This window comes from Stenotrophomonas sp. 116085_Sma (assembly GCF_056479585.1).
Map to the genome: position 1 here is coordinate 420,955 of NZ_CM151057.1, position 24,046 is coordinate 445,000.

At 67.8% G+C, this 24,046-nt stretch carries 20 protein-coding genes; 8 read left to right on the top strand and 12 right to left on the bottom strand.

From position 1 onward, the window contains the following. Positions 1–101: 101 nt before the first annotated feature. Together radC and ACZK0Z_RS01910 are read right to left on the bottom strand one after the other, a co-directional pair. Positions 102–806: a RadC family protein gene (gene radC, locus ACZK0Z_RS01905; protein ID WP_197632545.1), complete on the bottom strand. Its 705-nt coding sequence runs from the start codon at positions 804–806 to the stop codon at positions 102–104. A 70-nt stretch (positions 807–876) separates the two neighbouring features. Further along, positions 877–1,503, bottom strand: a complete 627-nt coding sequence (locus ACZK0Z_RS01910) for a response regulator (RefSeq protein WP_197632546.1) — start codon at positions 1,501–1,503, stop codon at positions 877–879. 228 nt (positions 1,504–1,731) lie between these two features. Between ACZK0Z_RS01910 and coaBC the strand changes: the two genes are divergently transcribed. The 4 genes from coaBC to ACZK0Z_RS01930 all read left to right on the top strand — a co-directional run bounded on the left by coaBC (position 1,732) and on the right by ACZK0Z_RS01930 (position 7,331). Then, the gene (gene coaBC, locus ACZK0Z_RS01915; protein WP_197632547.1) at positions 1,732–2,994 is read left to right on the top strand and encodes a bifunctional phosphopantothenoylcysteine decarboxylase/phosphopantothenate--cysteine ligase CoaBC; all 1,263 of its coding nucleotides are present in this window, start codon (positions 1,732–1,734) and stop codon (positions 2,992–2,994) included. After that, complete coding sequence (gene dut, locus ACZK0Z_RS01920) at positions 2,991–3,464, top strand: dUTP diphosphatase (protein WP_021204751.1); 474 nt, start codon at positions 2,991–2,993, stop codon at positions 3,462–3,464. Before coaBC ends, dut begins: the two co-directional genes overlap by 4 nt. A gap of 12 nt (positions 3,465–3,476) precedes the next feature. After that, positions 3,477–5,819, top strand: a complete 2,343-nt coding sequence (locus ACZK0Z_RS01925; RefSeq protein WP_295550192.1) for a phosphomannomutase/phosphoglucomutase — start codon at positions 3,477–3,479, stop codon at positions 5,817–5,819. A gap of 160 nt (positions 5,820–5,979) precedes the next feature. Continuing rightward, positions 5,980–7,331, top strand: a protein-coding gene (locus ACZK0Z_RS01930; protein ID WP_197633811.1) for an IS3 family transposase whose coding sequence is annotated in 2 segments (ribosomal slippage) — positions 5,980–6,427 and positions 6,427–7,331 — 1,353 coding nt in all. Because the reading frame shifts where the segments join, the coding sequence is not laid out codon by codon here. Between the two features lie 212 nt (positions 7,332–7,543). On the opposite strand, the gene ACZK0Z_RS01935 is transcribed toward ACZK0Z_RS01930, so the two are convergent. From ACZK0Z_RS01935 to pyrE, 8 genes are all read right to left on the bottom strand, one after another. Continuing rightward, positions 7,544–8,257 (bottom strand): response regulator transcription factor, encoded by a 714-nt coding sequence (locus ACZK0Z_RS01935; protein ID WP_197619915.1) that lies wholly within the window; start codon positions 8,255–8,257, stop codon positions 7,544–7,546. Further along, positions 8,238–10,898, bottom strand: coding sequence for a sensor histidine kinase (locus ACZK0Z_RS01940; protein WP_049431084.1), 2,661 nt, complete (start codon positions 10,896–10,898; stop codon positions 8,238–8,240). Before ACZK0Z_RS01940 ends, ACZK0Z_RS01935 begins: the two co-directional genes overlap by 20 nt. Positions 10,899–10,949: 51 nt before the next feature. Further along, entirely contained in the window at positions 10,950–11,600 is a 651-nt protein-coding gene (kdpC, locus tag ACZK0Z_RS01945; protein WP_049431077.1) for a potassium-transporting ATPase subunit KdpC, read from the bottom strand. After that, positions 11,597–13,654, bottom strand: coding sequence for a potassium-transporting ATPase subunit KdpB (kdpB, locus tag ACZK0Z_RS01950; protein WP_049431074.1), 2,058 nt, complete (start codon positions 13,652–13,654; stop codon positions 11,597–11,599). The genes kdpC and kdpB overlap by 4 nt, the downstream gene beginning before the upstream one ends. Before the next feature lie 10 nt (positions 13,655–13,664). Beyond that, a complete protein-coding gene (gene kdpA, locus ACZK0Z_RS01955; protein WP_197619917.1) occupies positions 13,665–15,374 on the bottom strand; it encodes a potassium-transporting ATPase subunit KdpA in 1,710 nt (569 codons plus the stop codon). Between the two features lie 12 nt (positions 15,375–15,386). Then, on the bottom strand, positions 15,387–15,479 hold the full coding sequence (locus ACZK0Z_RS01960) for a potassium-transporting ATPase subunit F (RefSeq protein ID WP_005407770.1): 93 nt from the start codon (positions 15,477–15,479) through the stop codon (positions 15,387–15,389). Positions 15,480–15,653: 174 nt separating this feature from the next. Further along, positions 15,654–16,319, bottom strand: coding sequence for a hypothetical protein (locus tag ACZK0Z_RS01965; protein ID WP_049431068.1), 666 nt, complete (start codon positions 16,317–16,319; stop codon positions 15,654–15,656). An 18-nt stretch (positions 16,320–16,337) separates the two neighbouring features. Continuing rightward, positions 16,338–16,997, bottom strand: coding sequence for an orotate phosphoribosyltransferase (gene pyrE, locus ACZK0Z_RS01970; RefSeq protein WP_005407772.1), 660 nt, complete (start codon positions 16,995–16,997; stop codon positions 16,338–16,340). A gap of 162 nt (positions 16,998–17,159) precedes the next feature. Here pyrE and ACZK0Z_RS01975 point away from each other — a divergent pair, with 162 nt between their 5' ends. The 3 genes from ACZK0Z_RS01975 (at position 17,160) to ACZK0Z_RS01985 (ending at position 19,638) form a co-directional block, all read left to right on the top strand. Then, on the top strand, positions 17,160–17,960 hold the full coding sequence (locus ACZK0Z_RS01975; RefSeq protein ID WP_005412008.1) for an exodeoxyribonuclease III: 801 nt from the start codon (positions 17,160–17,162) through the stop codon (positions 17,958–17,960). Next, the gene (locus tag ACZK0Z_RS01980) at positions 17,957–19,330 is read left to right on the top strand and encodes an AmpG family muropeptide MFS transporter (RefSeq protein ID WP_197633699.1); all 1,374 of its coding nucleotides are present in this window, start codon (positions 17,957–17,959) and stop codon (positions 19,328–19,330) included. The genes ACZK0Z_RS01975 and ACZK0Z_RS01980 overlap by 4 nt, the downstream gene beginning before the upstream one ends. A 77-nt stretch (positions 19,331–19,407) precedes the next feature. Further along, complete coding sequence (locus ACZK0Z_RS01985) at positions 19,408–19,638, top strand: hypothetical protein (RefSeq protein ID WP_005420465.1); 231 nt, start codon at positions 19,408–19,410, stop codon at positions 19,636–19,638. Positions 19,639–19,718: 80 nt separating this feature from the next. Here ACZK0Z_RS01985 and ACZK0Z_RS01990 read toward each other — a convergent pair whose 3' ends face one another. Beyond that, positions 19,719–20,846, bottom strand: coding sequence for an anhydro-N-acetylmuramic acid kinase (locus tag ACZK0Z_RS01990; protein ID WP_080355073.1), 1,128 nt, complete (start codon positions 20,844–20,846; stop codon positions 19,719–19,721). 65 nt (positions 20,847–20,911) lie between these two features. Beyond that, on the bottom strand, positions 20,912–22,384 hold the full coding sequence (locus ACZK0Z_RS01995; protein WP_049431060.1) for a M23 family metallopeptidase: 1,473 nt from the start codon (positions 22,382–22,384) through the stop codon (positions 20,912–20,914). Between the two features lie 167 nt (positions 22,385–22,551). Between ACZK0Z_RS01995 and tyrS the strand changes: the two genes are divergently transcribed. Continuing rightward, a complete protein-coding gene (gene tyrS / locus ACZK0Z_RS02000; protein WP_049431058.1) occupies positions 22,552–23,763 on the top strand; it encodes a tyrosine--tRNA ligase in 1,212 nt (403 codons plus the stop codon). The last annotated feature ends 283 nt before the right edge of the window (positions 23,764–24,046 follow it).

Sequence of the window (24,046 nt, forward strand, 5' to 3'; positions counted from 1 at the left end):
AGAATGAGCGGCGGAATCGCCCATTTTAGCGCAGATACCCGCAGCCACGCTGACCGGAAGATGCCTGTGGGGGCGACCGATGGCCCCTGGCGGGGCCGCGCTCAGCCGAACAGGCGCGGCTGGGCCTGGGCCAGCAGGCCTCGTTCAGCAAACGAAACGGGACGGCCCTCGCCGACCACGAAGTGGTCCAGCAGGCGCACGTCCACCATTGCCAGCGCCTGCTGCAGTTCGTCGGTGATGCGGGTATCGGCGCTGGAGGGCTCCGGGTCGCCGGAAGGGTGGTTGTGGCTGAGGATCACCGCCGCCGCGTTGTGCAGCAGGGCGCGCCGCACCACTTCGCGGGGGTAGACCGGGGCGGCGTTGATGGTGCCGTGGAACAGCTCTTCACAGGCGATCAGGCGGTGGCGGTTGTCCAGGAACAGGGCCATGAAGACCTCGCGGGCCTGGCCACGCAGCCGGTGCTGCAGGTAGCGGCCGACCGCCGCCGGGTTGTTGCCTACCGCCTCGCCGTGCTCCAGTTCGGCCGCCAGATGGCGATGGGCCAGCTCCAGCCCGGCAGCGAGCGTGCAACTGCGGGCCGGGCCGAGCCCGGGCAGGCGGGCCAGTTCGGCTGCGGGGCGGTCGAGCAGTATCCGCAACGGGCCGTGCGCCTGCAGCAGGTCGCGCGCGGTCTGCACGGCATCGCGGCCACCGAACCCGGAGCCGAGAAACAGGGCCAGCAGTTCGGCGTCGGAAAGTGCCGTGGGCCCGCGTGCGATCAACTTCTCGCGCGGGCGTTCCTGTTCGGGCCAGTCATGGATGGGCATGGCCCCATCATCGCCAGACTTTGCGGCGGCTCCCATCGGGGCAAGCCGCGGGCCCGGGTCGGCCAATGCCTCAGTCGCGCCGGGTCTGCAGGTAGTCGAACAGTTCCTGGTTGTTCTGCAGGCCCAGCTTGCGCTTGGCCTCGGCCTTCTGCCGGCTGATCGTCTTCGGGCTGCGTCCACATCGTGCGGCCACGGCGTTCACGCTGAGGCCGGCCGCCAGCAGGTCCAGCACTTCCTGCTCGCGTGCCGACAACGGCGCCGGTTCGCGTGGGAACAGCAGGTCGCGGGCCTGCAGGTGGTGGCGCAGCTGCTGGGAAACGAACACCTGCCCGACAAGCGCGGCATTCAGTGCCTGCGGCAGTTCGGAGAAATCGGCGCATTTGTCGACCAGACCGTTGATGCCATCGCGCAGCAGGCCATCAAGCAGCCCGGGATGGCGCGCGCCGGTCAGCACGACCACTGGAAGCCCGGGGAAGCGGGTGTGCAGCACATCGATCAGTTCCGGGCCATCCGGGCCGGTGCCGGGCATCGACAGGTCGGTCAGCACGGCATCGCATGGGTGATGGTCGACCAGCTGCAGCAGCCCGGCGCCGTCACGGGCGCTGCCGACGATGTCCATCAGATGTGTCTGCAGCACGATGCGGATGCCGTGCAGGACCACGGGATGGTCGTCGGCAATGATGATACGTGGGCGCACGTGGCTCCTCGGAGATCGAACAGGCCACGCTGTGCGGCAGCCAAGGCCTGATTCTGCAAAAGCACTGTCCCGCATAGGTATAGGAAAGGTCCGAAATCGATGCCGGCTGGATTCCCCGCCAACCTGGGCGGAATCCATCTGCTGATAGCCGCCCGCTATGTGCACCGTGCACCGGGACGTTACCGACCATCGGGTAAGCTAGCGCCCTCGTTTGCACAGGAATTCCAGGTGGCTGACTCCCCCAACGCTTCCCCCGCGCCGGCTCGCGCGCTGGAAGGTCAGAAACTGCTGTTGTGCGTCGGAGGCGGGATCGCGGCCTACAAGGCCCTGGAACTGGTGCGGCGCCTGCGCGACGCCGGTGCCCAGGTGCAGGTGGCGATGACCGCCGGTGCCCAGCAGTTCGTCACTCCGCTCAGTTTCCAGGCCCTGTCCGGGCAGCCGACCCGCACCACGCTGTGGGACAGTGCCGCCGAACAGGCCATGGGCCACATCGAGCTGGCCCGCTGGGCCGACCGCATCGTGGTCGCCCCGGGGACCGCCGATCTGCTGGCCCGGCTGGCCCAGGGCCACGCCGATGACCTGGTCAGCACCCTGTGCCTGGCCAGTACCGCGCCGCTGACGATCTGCCCGGCGATGAACCACCGCATGTGGCTGCATCCGGCCACCCAGGCCAACATCGCCCTGCTGCGCCAGCGCGGTGCGCAGGTGATCGGCCCGGTCGATGGTCCGCTGGCCGAGGGCGAATCCGGTCCCGGCCGTCTGGCCGAACCGGGCGACATCGTCGCCGCGCTGGCCGCCAATGGCAGTGCCGCAGCGGTGATTGCCGCACCGGAAACCCGCGCGCTGCAGGGCCTGCGCCTGCTGATCAGCGCCGGCCCGACCTACGAAGACATCGATCCGGTGCGCTATGTCGGCAACCGCAGCAGCGGCAAGATGGGCTTTGCCCTGGCCGCGGCCGCCGCGACGATGGGCGCCCAGGTGGTGCTGGTCAGCGGCCCGGTGCAGCTGCCGACGCCGCCCGGCGTGCAGCGCGTGGACGTGCGCTCGGCCGCGCAGATGCGCGATGCCGTGCTGAAGGCGCTGCCGGCCGACATCTATATCGGTGCCGCCGCGGTGTCCGACTACACCCCGCGCCAGGTGGCCGCGCAGAAGCTGAAGAAGACCGCCGAGAGCCAGTCGCTGGTGATCGAGCTGGTGCGCACGCCGGACATCCTCGCCGAGGTCGCTGCACAGACGCAGTCGTTGAAGCTGGTGGTCGGCTTCGCCGCCGAGACCCACGACGTGGAGAAATATGCGCGTGGCAAGCTGGTCGACAAGCGCCTGGACCTGGTGATCGCCAACCAGGTCGGCATCAGCGGCGGTGGTTTCGAGAGCGACAACAACGCCGCCACGGCCTACTGGCAGGACGGTGAACAGGTATTCCCGGCCACCTCCAAGCGCGAGCTGGCCGAACAACTGCTGGCGCTGATCGCGCGGAGACTCCAGGCATGACCCAGGCTTTCACTTCCCAACCGCTGCAGGTCAAGCTGCTCGATCCGCGCTTCGGCGACAGCTGGCCGCTGCCCGCCTACGCCACCGAAGCCAGCGCCGGCATGGACCTGCGCGCCGCGCTGGATACCGCGCTGACCCTGCAGCCGGGCGACACCGCGCTGGTGCCCAGCGGCCTGGCCATCCATATCGCCGATCCGAACCTGTGCGCGGTGATCCTGCCGCGTTCCGGGCTGGGCCACCGCCACGGCATTGTGCTCGGCAACGGCACCGGCCTGATCGACGCCGACTACCAGGGCCCGTTGCTGATCAGCGTCTGGAACCGTGGCCGCGAGGCCTTCACCATCGAGCCGGGCGATCGCATCGCGCAGCTGGTGGTCGTGCCGATTGCCCGCGTCAGCCTGCAGGTGGTGGATACTTTCACCGACAGCGTGCGGGGAACGGGTGGATTCGGCCATACCGGGGTGCGTTGACGGGGGACATTGATGAGCGGCATCGGGGAAGGGCAGCGGGAACGGTCGTTGGGACGCAGTGCGCCACTACTGGGGGTGCTGCTGGTCCTGCTCGCCGGCTGGTTCGGATGGAGCGCGGTGCAGCAATGGCGGCAGGAAGCCAATGGCCAGGCGCTGGAAGAAGCGCGTGACCAGGCCGTGCAGGGACTGCAGGAGGCGGCTGCCGGCCAGCTGAAGCAGCTGCAGCAGCAGTTGAAGAACGAACGCGTGCAGCAGGCACTGCAGGCCGGCGACGCCGCCGCGGCAGCGCTGGCCGTACGCGAGAGCTGGACCGGGGTGGAGCAGGTTGAAGTGCTGGGCGCCGATCTGGCCACGGCCTATGCCGACCCGGCCACCTTCGGCTATGCACGCCTGGCCCTGCTGGAAGAAGCGCTGGCCGAGGGCAAGCCGGGCCTGCGCGTGGTACGCGATGCCGGTGGCAATCGTCTTGGTCTGGCGGCACCGGTGCAGCTGGGCAGCCTTGGCCCGGCAGTGCTCTACGTGCGCCAGCCATTGCTGCGGCTGACCTCGCCGCTGGACCAGGTGAGCGCCCCGTCCACCGGTTTCCTCGGCCTGCGCCAAGGCACGCATGACCTCGTTGCCCAGGGCGACGCCGGCCTGGCCGAGAGCGCCGAAGCGCTGGCGCGCCCGGTTCCGGGCACGCCGTTGCGGCTGGTGGCTGCCGTACCCAATGTCGAAGCCGGTCCGCTGGGCCTGGGATCGCTGGCCAGTGCCATCGTCGCGCTGCTGCTGGCCTTTGTCGCCGTGTTGCTGGTGGTCGGTCGCGGCCGCCTGCCGAAGACCCTGCCGCTGCCGCGTCGCGCCGCTGCGGCCGAAGCCGATCACGGTCCTACGCTGAGCGAGAGCCTGCAGATGGCGCCGCCGCCGGTGGCCGCCGCCAGCGCCGCGGAAAGTGCGCCGCCGCCACCGCCGGTCCCGGCCGGGGAACTGGCCGCCGGCATCTTCCGTGCCTACGACATCCGTGGCGTGGTCGGCAGCGAACTGACGCCGAAGACCGCCGCGCTGATCGGCCAGGCCATCGGTACCGTGGCGCTGGAACAGGGCCTGCGCGAGGTGGTGATCGGCCGTGATGGCCGCCTGTCCGGCCCGGAACTGGCGGCGGGATTGGCCGAGGGCCTGCGTCGCACCGGTTGCACCGTGATCGACATCGGCCTTGCACCGACCCCGGTCGTCTATTACGCCGCCTTCCATCTGCGTACCGGCACCTGCGTGGCGGTCACCGGCAGCCACAACCCGCCCGAGTACAACGGCTTCAAGGTGGTCATCGGTGGCGAGACGCTGTCCGGCGATGCCATCACCGATCTCTACCAGCGCATCGTCGAGGGGCGCCTGGTGCAGGCGGCCGAGCCGGGCGATTACCAGCAGCGCGAAGTGGGGGCCGACTACATCCAGCGCATCGCTGATGACGTGCAGCTGGACCGCCCGCTGAAGGTCGTGGCCGATGCTGGCAACGGCGTCGCAGGTGCGCTCGCACCACAGCTGCTGGAAGCCATCGGCGCCGAAGTCATTCCGCTGTACTGCGATGTCGACGGTACCTTCCCCAACCATCACCCCGACCCCAGCGAACCGGCCAACCTGGAAGACCTGGTACAGACGGTCAAGCGCTTCGGCGCCGACCTCGGCGTGGCCTTCGATGGCGACGGCGACCGCTTGGGCGTGGTCACCGGCGAAGGCAGGATCATCTATGCAGACCGCCTGCTGATGCTGTTTGCCGCCGATGTGCTGATGCGCAATCCCGGCGCAATGGTGATCTACGACGTGAAGTGCACCGGCAAGCTGTCCGACCACGTGCTGCGCAATGGTGGCAGCCCGCTGATGTGGAAGACCGGGCATTCGCTGATGAAGGCGAAGATGCGCGAAACCGATGCGGAACTGGCCGGCGAAATGAGCGGCCATTTCTTCTTCAAGGAGCGCTGGTTCGGTTTCGACGACGGCCTGTATGCTGCCGCGCGACTGCTGGAGATCCTGGCCCAGCGCGAGGAAACCCCGGACGAGGTACTGGCCGAGCTGCCGGAGATGGTGGCGACGCCGGAACTGAAGGTGCCGGTGGCCGAAGGTACGCCACACGCGCTGGTGGCGATGCTGGTGGCAGCAGCGCAGTCGCCGGACAACCCGTACGTGGGTGGGCGGCTGTCGACCATCGATGGCCTGCGCGTGGACTTCCCCGATGGTTGGGGCCTGGTGCGTGCCTCCAACACCACGCCGGTGCTGGTGCTGCGCTTCGAGGGCAACGACGAGGCGGCACTGGAACGCATCCAGGCGCTGTTCCGCAGCCAGCTGCAGCCGGTGCTGGGCGACACCCCGCTGGGGTTCTGAGCTGGGGCCGGGCTGCGCCCGGCACCCGCCGAGGCAACGTCAACGTCAAGAGCGGGTTTTCTGAGGGATGGCGGGGTGGGTCCGGTTGCGGGGGACGCCGTAAACCCATCCCTGAAGTGACCCCCGGGAGTTGGACGCCAGATCCAACCCCGAGGGATACATGAACAGATACGACGCGCGTTTCAAACTGCAGGTCGCCAAAGAGGCCTGCAAGACCTCCACATCGGTCAAAGCCGTTGCTCGTCGCCACAGCCTGGAGTTCTCCACGGTCAGACGCTGGGTGGCGACCTATCGGCTGCACGGTTGGCGCGGGTTTCACCGCCAGGCCCGGTCCTATGACCTCGCGTTCAAGCTGGCTGTCCTGGAGAAGATGAGCCAGGACGGCATGTCCGGGCGCGAGGCCACCACCTACTTTCAGATTGGTGATGCCGGCGCAGTGGGGCAGTGGCGGCGCCTGTATGCTCAGGGCGGTGCCCAAGCGTTGGCACCGCCCCTGCCGCCGCCCCGAAAGCCGATGAAAAAGACCCGTTCGTCCAAGCCACCTGAGGATATGAGCCGCGATGAGCTGCTCAAGGAAGTCGCCTATCTGCGCGCGGAGACCGACTACCTAAAAAAACTCGATGCCTTGATCCGGGAAGAGCAGGCGGCGCAAGACGCAAAGCGCAAGCCATCCAAGGATTGAGGCAGGTTCATACGCTGTCGCTTCTGCTCGAAGCGGCAGGGCTGTCGCGCAGTACGTTCTATTACCAGAACCATGTCCTGGCCCATCCGGATCAGGACGAGGCAGACCTGCGTGAGCGTATCCGTGCAATCTACGATCAGAGCCAAGGGCGCTATGGCTATCGCACGGTGACGCTGGAACTGGCCAATCAGGGCCATCGGACCAATCACAAGCGGGTACAGCGCCTGATGGGGGAGATGGGCCTGAAATCGCGCGTGCGCGTCAAGCGCTATCGGGCCTTCAAGGGGGCGGCCAATATTGTGGTTGGCAACGATCTCAATCGTGAGTTCCAGGCCGAGCGACCCAATCAGAAGTGGGTGACCGACGTCACCGAGTTCAAGGTGCAGGGCATGAAGCTGTACCTGTCGCCGATCATGGACCTCTACAACGGTGAAATCGTGGCTTATCAGATCAAGCGCCAGCCCGTGTTCGATCTGGTGGGTCAGATGCTGGAGGAGGCCATCAGCAAGCTTTCCCCGGATGAGCGCCCCATGATCCATTCTGACCAGGGCTGGCAGTACCAGCATGAAAACTACCGGCACATGCTGGAAAAGCACTCGTTGAAGCAAAGCATGTCCCGGCGTGGCAACTGTTTGGACAATGCGGCAATGGAGAGCTTTTTCGGAACGTTGAAGTCGGAGTTCTTCTATCTGAACAGCTTTGACAGCATCGAGAGTCTGGAGGCTGGGCTGGTGGAATACATCCAGTACTACAACGAAGAGCGCATCAAACTGAAACTGAAAGGTCTGAGCCCGGTAAAGTACCGGGAGCAGGCCCAATCGGCCGCCTGACCCCGTCCAAGTCTCGGGGGGCACTTCACCCTGGGGGCTTGGTCGCGGCATCCATGCCGCTCACACCCCCGCAACCGGACCCACCCCGCCTTCGACAGATCTCCGCGATCTGCCGGAACGGTACGGGGTCGGATCCCGTTGCTGCGCAACGGGCTCTGACCCCATATACCGGAATGACGGCATCAATGACGGCATCCACGCATGGCGTGGATCTACCCCTTGAACCGCAACCCCACGCCCGGTTCGGTGAACAGGTAGCGCGAATCCAGTGCCGAATCGCCCAGCTTGTGCCGCAGCTTGCCGACCAGGATGCGCAGGTAGTGGGTGTCGTGCTGGTGGGTCGGGCCCCAGATCTCCTGCAGGATCTGTGGCTGGGTCACCACCCGCCCGGCATTGCGCAGCAGCAGTGACAGCAGCGCGTATTCCTTGCGGGTCAGCGCCACCGGCTCGCCACCGAGGGCGACTTCGCGACGCAGCAGGTCCACGTGCAGGTGGCCGTCGTCGAACACCGGCGGCGTGCCATCGCTGGGCACACTGCGCGTACGCAGCAGCGCGCGCACCCGTGCCATCAGTTCCTGGGTACCGAACGGCTTGGTTACGTAGTCATTGGCGCCGGTATCCAGTGCGCGCACCTTCTCGGCTTCACCCGCACGCACGGTCAGCATGATCACCGGTACCTGGCTCCATTGCCGCAGCTGCTCCAGTACCTCATGGCCTTCCATGTCCGGCAGGCCAATGTCCAGGATCACCAGGTCCATGTCCTCGCTGGCGGCCAGCTGCAGGCCTTCCTGGCCGGTTGCGGCCTGCCGCACCTGGTAGCCCTGCGCGCGCAGGCTGATGTCCAGGAACCGGCGGATCTGGGTTTCATCATCGATCACCAGCACGCGCGCGGCCGGCACGCTGGCATCAATCGGAGTCGGGCTCATCGTGGGAGGCTGGCTTGAGCAGGGGCAGGGTGATGCGGATCAGGGTACCGCGACCGTCGCGTCCGGGCAGCGCCTGCACGCTGCCGCCATGCGCGCCGATCATGCCCTGGCAGATGGTCAGGCCCAGGCCGGTGCCGTGGCGGCCGCGGTCACCGCGCTCGACGCTGTAGAACATGTCGAAGATGCGCGCGCGCTCGTCGTCGGGAATGCCGGGTCCGGCATCGATCACGTCGATGCGCAGCTGGCCGTCCAGCTCGCGCGCCTGCACCTGCACGGCGGCGTCGGGCGGTGAGAACTTGGCGGCGTTCTCCATCACGTTGAACACCGCCTGTTCGACCAGCGCGGGGTGCACCCAGATCGGTGCCAGCGTGGCTGGGATGTCCAGCTCCAGCCGCACCTTCGGCTGGTAGCGCTGCAGGCGCCGCGCCGCCGAGCCGATCAGTTCGTCCACGCCGATCCAGTCGCGATTGATCTTCAGGCCTTCGTGGCCAAGCCGGGTCATGTCCAGCAGGTTCTGGATGTAGCGGTCCAGGCGTTCGCCTTCGACCAGGATGGTGTCCAGCAGGGCGCGTCGATCCGTCGTGTCCATCGCCGCGCCATAGCTGGCCAGGCTGTCGGCGGAGCCGATCATCGCTGCCAGCGGCGAGCGCAGGTCGTGCGACACCGAAGAGAGCAGGGCCGAGCGCAGCCGCTCGGTCTCGTTGCTGACGTGCGCCTGTTCCAGTTCGGCCACCAGCCGGGTGCGCAACGCGGCCTGCGCGATATCGTCGACCATCGCCTCGGCCAGCTGCCGCTGCTCGGGCAGCAGGCGCGCCTGCGCGCCGGGCAGGTACAGGCCGGCCACGCCGATGGCGCGGTCTTCGCCATCCAGCAGCGGCAGGAACCACCACTGCGCACCGGCCAGGGTATCGGTGAAGCGGCCGCTGGGCTGGCCGTGGCGCAGGGCCCAGTCGGCCGCCGCCAGATCGGTATCGCCCGGCTGCGAACGGCCACCGGATGCCGTGTCGGCGCCGATCCGCAGCCACGAAGGAACGTCCATCGCCTGTTCCAGCGCCAGGCGCCCGGCCTGCGCCACTTCACCATTACCGGCCGCACTGGCCAGCTGCCGTCCCAGCTGCTGGCGCGCACGCGCATGACGGTTGGCCGCGCGCAGCGCGATCACCTGCATGCGCAGGCGCGAGGCCAGGCGCCCGGCGACCAGTGCGGCGGCCAGGAACAGGAACACGGTGATCACGCCCTGGCGTGCACCGATGGCGAAGGTGAAGCGTGGCGCGATGAACAGGAAGTTGTAGGCGAGGAAGCACAGGATCGCCGCCATCACCGCCACGCTGGCGCGCGTGCGCGCAGCCACCAGCACCACCGCCACGATGAACACCATCGACAGGTCGGCCATGCCTACCCAGCGTTCGGCCAGCCATGCCACCGCACAGGCCAGCGCCGTGGCGACCAGCGCCTGCACCGGCTCGTAGCTGATGCCGCGCATCGGTGGCAGCAGGCCCTCGCGGCGCGAGCGCGCACGTGCCTGCGGGGTGCTGATGATGGTGATCTCGTAATGCGCGCCGCGCTGGATCAGCTGCTGGGTCAACGTCCGGTTGAACATCCGTGCCAGCGGGCGTTCGCGGGTCCGGCCCAGCACCAGGGTCGACACGCCGTTGTGCGCGGCGTGGTCGAGCAGGGCGTCGGCGATGCTCGATCCGTGCAACAGTTCGGCGTCGCCACCCAGCCGCCGTGCCAGCGCGAAGGCGGCATCGATCTCGCGCCGTGTCGCTTCATCCTGGCGCCGCCCCTGCACGGTCACCACGGTCCACGGTGCGTCGCGGCGCTCGGCGATGCGGCGCGCCACGCGCACCAGGTATTCACTCTGGCCACCGCCGTCGATCGCCACCAGCACGCCGCGGCGCAGTGGCAGGTTGCTCTCGCCACGGGCGGCGCGTGCCTCGCGCAGGCTGCTGTCGACGCGGTCGGCAGCCTCCTGCATGGCCAGTTCGCGCAGCGCGGTCAGGTTCGCCGGCGAGAAGAACGCCTGCAGGGCCTGCGCGGCCTGTTCCGGCACATAGACCTTGCCCTGCTGCAGGCGCGCGATCAGCTCGCGCGGTGGCAGGTCGACCAGCACGATGTCGTGCAGGCGGTCGAGCACGACATCGGGCACGGTCTCGCTGACCCGCACGCCGGTGATGCGCATCACCACATCATTGAGGCTTTCCAGATGCTGGATGTTGACCGTGGTCCAGACATCGATGCCGGCGTCCAGCAGCTCCATCACATCCTGCCAGCGCCGCTCGTGACGGCTGCCCGGTGCATTGCGATGGGCCAGTTCGTCCACCAGCACCAACGCTGGATGCCGTGCGAGCACGGCATCCAGGTCCATCTCCTGCAGGGCGTGGCCGTGGTAGGCCACGTCCTTCAGCGGCAACTGCGGCAGCCCCTCCAGCAGCGCCTGGGTATCGGCACGGCCATGGGTTTCCACCAGCCCGACCACCAGGTCGACGCCGCGGCGCAGCTGTTCCTGCGCGCGGGTCAGCATGGCGTAGGTCTTGCCCACGCCCGGCGCCGCGCCGAGGAACACGGTCAGCTTGCCGCCAGCTTCGCGTTGCAGGCCTTCGACCAGGGCATCGGCCTGGCGGGTACGCGCATCAGTCATGGGAGCCGCTGTCATGGCTGCCATTGTGCGCGCAGCCGGTGCAGGCCGGCATCACGGTGCCTTGGCTGCATGGTCCAGCGCGAAGTTCAAGGTCACCACGTTTACCCGTGGCTGCCCGAACAGGCCCCACTGGCGGCCTTCGGTATGCGCCTGCACCAGCGCCTGCACGCGTTCCACTGGCAGGCCTCGCGCACGCGCCACGCGCGCCACCTGCAGCTGTGCGGCGGCCGGCGACAACTGCGGATCGAGACCGCCGCCGGACTGGGTGACCAGATCGGCCGGAACCTGCGCTGGCGCGACACCTTCCCGTGCAGCCACCGCAGCGGTGCTGGCAGCGACGCGCTCGGCCAGCGCGGGGTTGCTGCGCGCCATGTTGGAACCGGCGGCCGCCATCGGATCGTAGTTGGCGGCCGACGGCCGTGCCTGGAAGTAGCCATCACCGGTGAACGGCTGCGCCAGCCATACCGAGCCGCGCACCTGGCCACTGTCATCGCGCAGCAGGCTGCCTTCGGCCTGTCCCGGGAATGCCAGGCCGGCAAAGCCGGTTGCAATGCCGGCGTAGACCGCACCGGCCAGCAGCAGGGTGGCCAGGCCCAGGCCGATCGCCGGACGCCAGCGGGCGTCATCCTGCAGGCTGGCTACGCGGGCCTCGGCCTTCGGTTCACGGGACAGGGAAGACGAGGTGGAAGCAGAACGGTTCATGCGCCGAATACCAGGACAAGAAGGAGGTCGATCAGCTTGATCGCCGCGAACGGCAGCAACACGCCGCCGAGGCCGTACACCAGCATGTTCCGGCGCAGCAGCGCCGTCGCGGTGGCCGGGCGGAAGCGCACGCCACGCAGGGCGAGCGGGATCAGAGCGGGAATCACCAGGGCGTTGAAGATCAGCGCCGCCAGCACGGCGTTGCGCGGGCTCGACAGCTGCATCACGTTCAGTGCGGCCATGGTCGGAACGGCAGCGGCGAACAGCGCCGGCAGGATCGCGAAGTACTTGGAGACGTCGTTGGCCAGCGAGAAGGTGGTCAGCGCGCCGCGGGTGATCAGCTGCTGCTTGCCCACTTCCACCACCGCCAGCAGCTTGGCCGGGTCCGAATCGAGGTCGACCATGTTGCCGGCCTCCTTCGCCGCCTGCGTACCGGAGTTCATCGCCAGGCCGATATCGGCCTGGGCCAGCGCCGGGGCGTCGTTGGTGCCGTCGCCGACCATTGCCACCAGGCGACCGCCGGCCTGTTCCTGGCGGATGCGCGCCAGCTTGTCTTCCGGCCGCGCTTCGGCGATGTAGTCGTCCACACCGGCTTCGGCAGCGATGGCGGCGGCGGTCAGCGGGTTGTCACCGGTGATCATCACCGTGCGGATGCCCATCGCCCGCAGCTGCGCGAACTTCTCGCGCATGCCGTGCTTGACCACGTCCGACAGCTCGATCACACCCAGCACGTGGCGGCCCTCGGCCACCACCAGCGGGGTGGCGCCGTTGCGCGCGACCTGCTCGACACGACCGGCCAGCTCGGCCGGCACGTTGCCGCCCAGCGACTGCACATGCGCGCGGATGGCATCGGCGGCGCCCTTGCGGATCTGCCGCCCATGTTCCAGGTCCACGCCGGACATGCGGGTCTGGGCAGTGAAGGCCAGGTAGTCGGCATGGTCCGGTTCGGCGGTGGCGCAACCCTGCTCGCGCGCCAGGCGCACGATCGACTTGCCCTCCGGAGTCGGGTCGGCCAGCGAGGACAGCAGTGCCGCTTCACGCAGCTGGCTGGCGTCGATAGCGGCCAACGGATGGAAGTGGCTGGCCTGCCGGTCGCCGTAGGTGATGGTGCCGGTCTTGTCGAGCAGCAGCACGTCTACGTCGCCCGCCACTTCCACCGCCTTGCCCGACTTGGCCAGCACGTTGGCAGCCAGCGCCCGGTTCATGCCGGCAATGCCGATGGCTGGCAGCAGGCCACCGATGGTGGTCGGGATCAGGCACACCAGCAGCGCGATCAGCAGCAGCGGATCAACCTGCACGCCCACCGCTGCACCGATCGCCGGCAGCGTTGCCACCACTACCAGGAAGGTCAGCGTCATCGCCGCCAGCAGCAGGGTCAGCGCGATCTCGTTCGGGGTCTTCTGGCGATTGGCGCCTTCCACCAGCGCGATCATCCGGTCCAGGAAGCTGTGGCCCGGCTCGGCGGTCACCCGCACGATGATCTGGTCGGACAGCACCTTGGTACCGCCGATCACGCCGGAACGGTCGGTACCGGCTTCGCGCAGCACCGGTGCCGATTCGCCGGTCACGGCCGCTTCGTTGATGGTCGCCAGGCCCTGCACGATCTCGCCATCGGCCGGCACCAGTTCACCGGCACTGACGATCACATGGTCGCCCGGGCGCAGCTCCGCAGCCGGTACCTGGGTTTCGGCGGCACCCGGCTGCGGTGCGGCCAGACGGCGCGCCACCAGATCCTGGCGGGCACGGCGCAGCGATGCAGCCTGGCCACGGCCGCGCGCTTCGGCCACGGCTTCGGCGAAGTTGCCGAACAGCACGGTCACCAGCAGGATCGCGGTCACCGCCAGGCCAAAGCCCAGCGGCGCATTGCCGGTCAGGGTGACGATGGCGGCGACGATCGTGCCGGCCATCACCACCGCCATCACCGGGCTGCGCACCAGGTGCATCGGCGACAGCTTGCGCACCGCCTCGACCAGTGCACGGCGCAGGCCTGCGGCATCGAGCAGGGCAGGGCGCGGTGCGAGGGAACTACGGGTTGAACTTGCGTGGGTACTCATTGCGGTGTCCTCAGTGCAGTCCCAGGCTCAGGTGGTCGGCGATCGGGCCGAGTACCAGCGCCGGCATGAACTGCAGCACGGTCAGGATGACGATCACCGAGACCAGGGTCAGGGCGAAGGTCGGGGTTTCGATCTGCAGGCTGCCGGCAGACTCCGGCGCCTGGCGCTTGGCGGCCAGCTGGGCGGCTACCACCAGCGGGATGATCAGCAGCGGGAAGCGGCCCAGCAGCAGCACCAGCGAGCAGCTCAGGTTCCACCACAGCGTGGCGTCACCCAGCCCTTCGAAGCCCGAACCGTTGTTGGCGTAGGCCGACACGTACTCGTAGAACACCTGGCTGATGCCATGGAATCCGGGATTGGAGGTGCCGGCCAGGCCGGGCACGGCCAGGGTGATCGCGGTGAATACCAGCAGGGTGATCGGCTGCAGCAGCACCAGCAGGGCCAGCAGGCGTACCTGTGGCGTCTCCAGCTTGCGGCCGAACAGTTCCGGCGTACGTCCGGTCATCAACCCGGCCAGGAACACGCCCAGCAGCAGGTACACGATGAACTGCTGCAGGCCACAGCCGATGCCGCCCCAGATCGCGCTGACCAGCATGTTGACCATCGCGATGCCGCCACTGAGCGGCGCCAGCGAATCGTGCATGCCGTTCACCGAGCCGTTGGACACCTGGGTGGTCACCGCCGCCCACAGCGCGGTGCCATCGGCACCGAAGCGCACCTCCTTGCCTTCCATCAGCAGCGGCGTGGCGGCGCTGGCGCTATGGCCCTCGCTCCACATCATCGCGCCGGTGGACAGCAGCGACATGCCCAGCATGCAGCTGAACACCAGGGCGCCGAAGCGACGCCGGCCGGTGAACGCACCGATCATGAAGATCACTGCCATCGGCACCAGCAGGATGCCGACGATTTCCAGCGCATTCGACAGCGGGGTTGGATTCTCCAGCGGGAAACTGCTGTTCGGGCCATACCAGCCGCCGCCGTTGGCGCCCAGCTGCTTGGCCGCGACCATCGCCGCGACCGGGCCCAGCGGCAGTTTCTGCTGGGCCATGCCGGCGCTGGCATCGATTGGCGCAGCCTGCGGCCCGCCGGCCATCGTCGAGGGCACGCCCTGGCTGGTCAGCAGCAGCGTCCACACCAGGCACAGCGGCAGCAGGAAGCGCACGCACAGGCGCACCACGTCCACGTAGTAGTTGCCGACCGCGACCTGCCGGTCATCGCCGGCCCCGTTGGCCGCCGCAGCCTGCGGCGCACGCGAGAACAACGCGCGCAGCGTGGCCACCGCCAGCGCCAGGCCCATCATCGGCGTCACCACCTGCAGGCCAGTGATGCCGGTCATCTGCGAGAGGTAGGACAGCTGCGCCTGGCCCGAGTAGTGCTGCTGGTTGGTGTTGGTCAGGAACGAGATCATCGTGTGCAGCGCGGTGTCCCAGCGCATGTTCGGGATCTGGTCCGGGTTCAACGGCAACCAGGCCTGGGTCATGAACACCGCCTGGGTCAGCACCGCGACCACCACGTTGCTCAGCACGAAGGCCAGCACATAGCCGCGCCAGGACATGGCGCGCGATGGATCGACGCCAAGCACCTTGTACAGCGGCTTTTCGATCCAGTGGAACAGCACGTCGACCTTCATCGGCGTGCCGTGCATCACCCGCGCCAGGTACAGACCCAGCGGCCACGCCAGCAGCAGGCTGGCGGCAATAATCACAAGCATCTCAGTCATGGCAGGCTCCGCTCAGAACGACTCGGGCCGCAGCACGACATAAAGGAGATAGGCGGCGGCGACCAGCACCAGCACGCCACACAACAACGACAGCCAGGGGGACATTGCAATAGCGTCCTGGTGGAACCCCTCCACCTCAGGCCGCCATCGTCGTCCTGCCCCCCATAAACGCACTACGCGCCGGACCGGGCCGACGCGTAAAAAGTGCATAAATTCCGTGGGCCAACCCGTAACCGGGCCCGGGGTAGCGCCGGGCCATGCCCGGCGGAGGCAGCGCCGTCAGCCCGCCGGAGCGTCCGCCGGCACCAGCCCCTTCAGCTCGCGATAGCGCTGCAGGGTGCTGTCGATCTCGGCCTTCAACGCCTGCTGCTGCTGCACGAGCCCGGCCTGCAGGCGCTGCTGGGCCTGAAGCTGCGCATGCCGCTTGCGGATCGCCTCGGCCTGCTTGTCGACCACCTTGCCGCCGGCCAGCTCGCGGTCTCCTGCCGCCGACAGCAGCGCCACCAGCGACTCACGCAGGCTGGTGACGTTGTATTCGGCGGTCTTCAGGTTGTTGTCCAGCACTTCCTGGCGCTCGGCAAACACCCGGCGCAGGTCGGCCTCGCTGCCGTAGGTGGACAACATGGCCTGCTCGGTGCGCTGGCGGGTCTGCTCGGCCATCAGGTCCAGCTGTTGCTGCTGCGCAGCGGTGCTGGCAGCGGCACGTTCCTCGTCGGTCAACGCGCGCTGGACCTGCGCATTGCGCAGGCCCGTGCTCGCATTGAATTCCTCGCGCGCATGATTGACCGCGTCGGCCGGCAGCGAATCACTGCAGATCCGCTCCTTGCCCTCGTTCCAGCAGTACAGCTTCTTTTCCGCCTTGCCGCTGTCGCGCGACTGCGCCGGTACGGTGAACGGCACGGCCAGCAGCAGGCCGGTGAAGAGGACAGCAGGAACTCGGGACATGACCTTTCCCCTGGTCGGTCAGCGGATCGAACGAACGCCGTACTGGGCCCGGTAGGCTTCCAGCGGCTGCCGGTAACCCACAAGTTCCGGGTTGCCGGAGGCAAAATCAAGCAGGTCGGCCAGCGACGCCACGGCGATCACCGGGATACCAGCCTCTTCCGCTACCGACTGCGCCGCCGAGCGGCGGTCGGTCTCCGAAGCGATCTCCTGGCGGTCCAGCGCCACCACGATGCCGGCCGGGGTGCCACCGGCGGCGCGGATGATGCCCAACGCTTCGCGGATCGCGGTACCGGCGGTGATCACGTCATCGACGATCAGCACGCGCTTGCCCTGCATGTCGGCGCCGATCAGCTGGCCGCCTTCGCCGTGGTCCTTGGCTTCCTTGCGGTTGAACGACAGCGGCAGGTCGCGGCCGCGCTGGGCCAGCTCACAAGCCATCGCGGTGGCCAGCGGGATGCCCTTGTAGGCCGGGCCGAACACCACGTCGTACTTGATCCCGCTGGCATCGATGGCATCGGCGTAGCAGGCGCCAAGCTGGGACAGCAGCGAGCCGGAGTCGAAGCGGCCGGCGTTGAAGAAATAGGGGCTCAGCCGGCCGGACTTGAGGGTGAACTGGCCGAAGCGCAGGGCATCGGCGGTCAGGGCCAGCTGCAGGAAACGGTGGCGGTGGTCGCTCATCAAAACTCGATTCATCTTCATTTGGAGCATAAATCCTAATCCAGCTGGGCGTTTCGCGCTCGTCCGGCCCCGTGTGAAGGCGTTTGCGGGCCCAACCGACGGACTGCGCAGCCCCGCGGTCAACCGGTATGCTTGCCCGGTTTCCCGCCGTAGGTCTTCCGCATGCGCATCATCAGTTTCAACGCCAATGGCATCCGTTCCGCCGCGACCAAGGGCTTCCTCGACTGGTTCCGTGCCCAGGATGCCGACGTCCTGTGCATCCAGGAAACCAAGGCCCAGGAAGACCAGCTGACCGACCCGATGTTCCGCCCGGACGGCCACCACTGTTTCTACCGCGACGCCATCACCAAGAAGGGCTACAGCGGCGTGGCGATCTACAGCAAGCGCGAGCCGGACCAGGTCATCACCTCGCTGGGCTGGGCCCCGTTCGACGACGAAGGCCGCTACATCGAGGCACGCTACGGCAACCTCAGCGTGGTCTCCTTCTATATCCCGTCCGGCAGCTCGGGCGACCTGCGCCAGGGCTTCAAGTTCGAAGTGATGGAATGGCTGCGGCCGATCCTGGAGGAGTGGGCACGCAGCGGCCGCGACTACGTGCTGTGCGGCGACTGGAACATCGTGCGTTCGGCGCTGGACATCAAGAACTGGAAGTCCAACCAGAAGAATTCCGGCTGCCTGCCGGAAGAGCGCGACTGGCTCAACGCCCTCTGCGCCGACCACGGCCAGGCCACCGATGTCGCCGCCGGCCGCGGCTGGGCCGATGCCTACCGCCTGCTCAACCCCACCGGCGAGGACTACACCTGGTGGAGCAACCGCGGCGCCGCCCGCGCCAACAACGTCGGTTGGCGCATCGACTACCAGTTCATCACCCCGGGCCTGCGTGACCGCCTGCGCAGCTGCTCGATCTACCGCGACGAGCGCTTCTCCGACCACGCCCCGTTCACCGTGGACTACGACCTGTGACCGAGGCTGCCAAGCCGCGCCGACCGTGGCAGCAGGTGTTGTCCAACCTGAGCCAGCGCAAGGTGCTGGCGATGCTGCTGCTCGGCTTCAGTTCCGGCCTGCCGATCTACCTGGTGGGCAACACGCTCGGCTTCTGGATGCGCAAGGAAGGCATCGAGCTGAGCACGATCGGTTTCCTGTCATGGGTCGGGCTGGCCTACACCATGAAGTTCCTGTGGGCGCCGATCGTCGACAAGACCGACGTGCCTCTGTTCGGCCGTTTTGGCCGCCGCCGTGGCTGGATGCTGCTGTCGCAGCTGGTCGTGGTGGTGGGCCTGGTCGGCATGGCGCTGGTCCAGCCCAAGGGGGGCCAGATCCAGTTCCTGGGTATCGCCTGGCAGCACATCGTCGTGTTCGGCGTGATGGCCGTGATCGTGGCATTTGCTTCGGCCACCCAGGACATCGTCATCGATGCCTGGCGCATTGAAAGTGCTGACAACAGCGAGCAGCTCGGCCTCCTGACCTCATCCTCGGCGCTGGGCTATCGCACCGCATTGCTGGTCACCGATGCGCTGATCCTGATCATCGCGGCCCGTGTCGGCTGGCAGGTCTCGTACGAGGTCATGGCCGTACTCATGGCGCTTGGCGTGGTGGCCGTGGTCATGGCCCGGGAACCGGCCAGGGAGGTGGCTGCCGTGCAGGCCCAGGCGATCTCGCTGTGGACGCCGCGGGGCCTGTTCGACGCCGTGGCCGGGCCGTTCATCGCCTTCGTCCGCGAGCACCGCAGCGGCGCGATCCTGATCCTGGTGGCCATCAGCGTCTATCGCATGGCCGACTTCGTCATGGGGCCGATGGCCAACCCCTTCTATGTCGATCTCGGCCTGGACGAGGATACCGTGGGCGCGGTGCGTGGCTCGGTCGGGCTGGTCGCGACGTTCGTCGGCATTGCCGCAGCGGGCCTGGTCTCGGTCCGCTGGGGCGTGCTGGCGGCGCTGATGGTGGGCGCCGTGCTGGGGCCGGCCTCCAATCTGGCGTTTGCCTGGCTGGCCTATTCCGGCCCGGACACAACCCATTTCGCCGTGGCCATGGCGATCGACAACTTTGCCAGCGGCTTCGCCGGTACGGCGCTGATCGCCTACATGTCGAGCTTGACCAGCATCGGATACACCGCCACCCAGTACGCGCTGCTGAGCTCGTTCTACGCGATGCCCGGCAAGGCCCTCAAGGGATTCTCGGGGTGGTCGGTACAAACGCTCGCGCAGGGTCGGACGCTGCTGGAAGGTTATGCATTGTTCTTCGTCGGTACCGCGCTGGTGGCGATCCCGGTGGTGATCCTGTGCGCTCTGTTGATCGTGCAGCAGCGCCGTCGCCAGGCCGCAAGCGCCACCTGATTGCCTGCCCGCCCGGTCTGCGGGATCATCGCCCCGACGCGCCGAGGGGGCGGTGCCCTGCGAACGGGGAAGTGAGCATGGCCGACGTTGTGCTGCGGGACCTGGACCCGCTGCTGCTGGAACGTATCAGACGCGTCGCGGTCGCCCGCGGCTGGACTCACGAACAGACCTGTGCCGCCTTGCTGGAGCAGGGCCTGTTCAGCAGTGAGCTGGAAGTCCGCTCCGGCTTCGGCGATCCCGAAGTGGATGCCCTGTCCGATGCCATCGCCGCCCTGCAGGCGTTGCCCGCAGGGCAGGGGTTTGATTAACGGCCGCGCCGCAATGCTGTAGAGCCGAGCCCACGCTCGGCTGCCCCGTAGATCCACGCCATGCGTGGATGGCACCATCCTCACGCCAGATGGATCGCCCCCAGGATCCGCGGCCCCTGGGCGCCGGTCACGCTCGGCAGGTTGCCGGCCAACCCGTCCATCGTCCGCTGCGCCAGCCACGCAAAGCCCATGGCCTCCACGTACTCCGGGTCCAGCCCGTGCACGGCGCTGGATTCCACCTGCACGCCCGGCAGCCGTGCGCTCAGCCGCTTCATCAGCTGCCGGTTGCGCACACCGCCGCCACAGACCAGCAGGCGGCGGGTCTGCGGCTGCTGCGCCAGCAGCGCATCGGCCACCGTTGCCACGGTCAGCTCCAACAGGGTCGCCTGCACGTCGGCCGCAGCGTACTGGCCTTCGGCCATGTGCGCCTCGGCCCAGGCCAGGTGGAACTGCTCACGGCCGGTGCTCTTCGGCGGCGGCAGCGCGAACCACGGGTCCGAGCACCAGCCGGCCAGCAGGCTCTCGTCCACCGCGCCACTGGCGGCATATGCGCCGTCGGCGTCGAAGGTGCGGCCGGTGTGGCGCTGGCACCAGGCATCCATCAGCGCATTGGCCGGGCCGGTATCGAAGCCACGCACCGCACCTTCGCGCGGAATCAGGGTCAGGTTGGCGATGCCGCCGAGGTTGAGCACCGCGCGGTCTTCGTCAGCCGTGCCCAGCATGGCCAGGTGGAAGGCCGGCATCAGTGGCGCACCATGGCCCCCGGCCGCCACGTCGCGGCGGCGGAAGTCGGACACCGTGGTGATCCCGGTCAACTCGGCGATGCGGTTGCCGTCGCCCAGCTGTACGGTGAAGGCGGGGTCGGCCAGCGGGCGGTGACGCACGGTCTGGCCGTGCGAGCCGATCGCGCGCACCTGGCTGCGGTCCACGCCAGCCTCGGCCAGCAGCTGGTTGGCGGCCCCGGCGAAGTTGATCGCGATCCGGGCGTCCAGCTCGCCGAGCTCCTCCAGCGAGTCCAGCCGGCCACCTTCGCCCAGCGCCACCAGTCGCGCACGCAGCACCGGCTCCCAGCGGGCGGTCAGGCCGTGCACGAAGCGGCAGCCTCCGCCGGCGGGGAACTGCACCAGCGCGGCATCGATGCCGTCGGCGCTGGTGCCCGACATCAGGCCAAGGTACAGGGGGGCGTCAGCGTCGGCGGTCGTGTTCATGGCGGGCATAAAAAAAGGACGCGGCAAGCTTGTGCTGCCGCGTCCTTCTTCGTCAACGCAGCGGCTCAGCCGCGCTTGCGGCCGGTGCTGCTCTTGTCCTTGGCGCTGGCCACCTCGGGGGCGGCCTCGTCGCGGCTGGTCGGCGCGGGGCTGGCATCGGCGTAGATCAGCTTTTCCATGCCCTGGATGCGGGCCATCGCCGGCGCGGTCTGCGCGCGGAAGGCGACCAGCTCGGCGCCCTTCAACGGCTCCGGCGGCGGCATGGTCACGGTCAGCGGGTTGCGATGCTCGCCGTTGACGCGGAATTCGTAGTGCAGGTGCGGGCCGGTGGCCAGGCCGGTCGAGCCCACATAGCCGATCACCGTGCCCTGGGCCACGCGCTGGCCGGTCTTGATGTTCGCAAAGCGCGACATGTGCCCGTACAGGGTGGTGTGGCCGCGGCCGTGATCCAGGATCACCACGTTGCCGTAACCACGCTGCACGCCGGCGAACTGCACGCGGGCGTCGCCAGCGGCCATGATCGGGGTGCCGGTGCGCGCGGCGTAGTCCACGCCCTTGTGCATGCGCATCTTGCCCAGCACCGGGTGCTTGCGCGCACCGAAGGTCGAGCTCAGCCGCGCGAACGGGATCGGCATGCGGATGAAGCTCTTCTTCAGCGAACGGCCGTTGATGTCGTAGTACTCGGACTTGCCGTTGCGGTCGAAGCGGAAGCCGGAATAGGTCTTGCCACCGGTGGTGAAGGTCGCCGCCAGGATCTTGCTGGTGTCCACCTTCTCGCCTTCGCGCCAGGTTTCATCCATCACCACGCTGAAGCGGTCGCCCGGCTGCAGGTCCTTGGAGAAGTCGATGTCGTACTTGAAGATATCGTCGGTCATCGTCGCGATCGCCGACGGCGACAGCCCGGCGCGGCGTGCGGCGGCGTACAGCGAACTGGTGATCTCGCCACTGGTGACCACCGTGCGCGTGGAGGTCTCGCGCTTGGTCACCTTCTCCTTGATGTCATCACCGGCCAGGCTCAGCTCCACCCGGTTGTCGGCATCGCGGTCGAAGCGGATGCTGCGCAGGTCACCGGACAGCGGCATGTCGAAGGCGATCTCGGCGCCCGGGCGCAGCTTGGTCAGCGCCTCGCGCGCGCCCGGGTGGTCCAGTACCCGGTGCAGGGTGGTGGCCGGAATGCCGGCCTTGTCGAACAGATCGCTCAGGGTCTGGCCGCGTTCCACGCGCAGTACCTGCCAGCTGTCACCGGGTACCTGCTGCTGGCGGGCCATGGTCAGCGGCGGCAACGGCAGTGCCAGGCTGGTATGGCTGTCGGCAAAGGGGGCGTCGATGGTGTGCGAGAAGCCCGGGACGATCGTTGCCACCAGGGCGCCGATGGTCGCGAACAGGCTGGCATGCATCCAATGGCGCCGGGTCCAGCGCTCGTTGAAGGCGGCGGGAAGATGTTGCCTGAGCTTCCGATGCAGGGCGTTGTCGTGCAGGACGTGGAGGCGTTCCTGGAAGCGCTGCTTGCGTGCGCGCCCTTGTTCGGAATTGTGCATCGGCGGTTTTTTCCTGGCTGCCCGGGAGCGCGGGCCTGATCGCCGGTTACCATAGACACCTGAGAAAACCGCGTCAAACCCTTGTGCCCATTGGCTTTTGTGAAGCCAATCGGGTTAACTTTGCTTTAACACCCCACACAAGAATCGGCGTTGCCGGGAGTAGTCACGTGTCCTCGATTGAAGAAGCCCTTGCCCTGATCGGCCGCGGTGCCGACGAGATCCTCAAGCTCGAGGATCTGCGTGCGCGCCTGCAGGAAGGCCGCCCGCTGCGGATCAAGGCCGGCTTCGACCCCACCGCGCCCGACCTGCACCTGGGCCATACGGTGCTGCTGAACAAGATGCGCCAGTTCCAGGACCTCGGCCACCAGGTCATTTTCCTGATCGGCGACTTCACCGGCATGATCGGCGACCCGTCCGGCAAGAGCCTTACCCGCAAGCCGCTCAGCCGCGAGGACGTGCTGGCCAACGCCCGTACCTATGAGGAGCAGGTGTTCAAGGTGCTGGACCGCAGCCGTACCGAAGTCCGCTTCAACTCGGAATGGTTCGGCAAGATGGGCGCGGCGGACATGATCCGCCTGGCCGGCCAGCACACCGTGGCACGCATGCTGGAGCGCGACGACTTCGCCAAGCGCTACGCCGCCCAGCAGTCCATCGCCATCCATGAGTTCCTGTACCCGCTGGTGCAGGGCTACGACTCGGTGGCCCTGGAGGCCGACGTCGAGCTGGGTGGCACCGACCAGAAGTTCAACCTGCTGATGGGCCGCGGCCTGCAGGAACACCACGGCCAGAAGCCGCAGGTGGTGCTGACCATGCCGCTGCTGGAGGGCCTGGACGGCGTCAACAAGATGTCCAAGTCGCTGGGCAACTACATTGGTATCAGCGAGCCGGCCATCGACATCGTCACCAAGACCATGAAGGTGGACGACACCCTGATGTGGCGCTGGATCGAGCTGTTGTCCTTCGACATCAGCCAGGCCGAAGCCGTGCAGCTGCGCGAGCAGGTGGCCAATGGCGGGCTGAACCCGCGCGTGGTCAAGCTGCGCCTGGCGCGTGAACTGGCGACCCGTTTCCACGATGCAGCAGCGGCCGAGCAGGCCATTGCAGGCTGGGAGGCGGCGGTGACCGGGCAGGGCGACATCACCCAGCTGCCGCTGCAGGACGTGGCGATCCCGGCCGAAGGCCTGCGTATCGCTGCACTGCTGACCGCTGCCGGCCTGACCCCGAGCAACTCCGAAGCCAACCGCAAGCTCAAGGAGCGCGCGGTGAAGGTGGACGGCGAAGTAGTGGAAGATGGCCAGCAGGTGCTGCAGCCGGGCTTCGAAGGCCTGTTGCAGGTCGGCAAGCGTACGTTTGCCCGCGTGCGCCTGGTTGCTGCCTGAGACAAAGGAAGGGCCGGCGCCAGCCGGCCCTTCCTTATGCTCTTGTAGAGCCGAAGGCAACGGCAGGAGCCGTTGCCAACGTCGCTTGCGACGGCCCGCAGGGGGCCGGGCAGGACGCCCGGCATAGCCCATGCTCGGCTGCTCTTCACGGGGGCCTCCCGCAGCGCGATGCATGAACGGATGCAACATCCGGTGAAAAAAATCGCCACACCCCCTTCACAAATGATGCGAATGGGGACATACTTCTCCTCCCCCGTCGCAGGGGTCGCCACCAAGGGGCTTC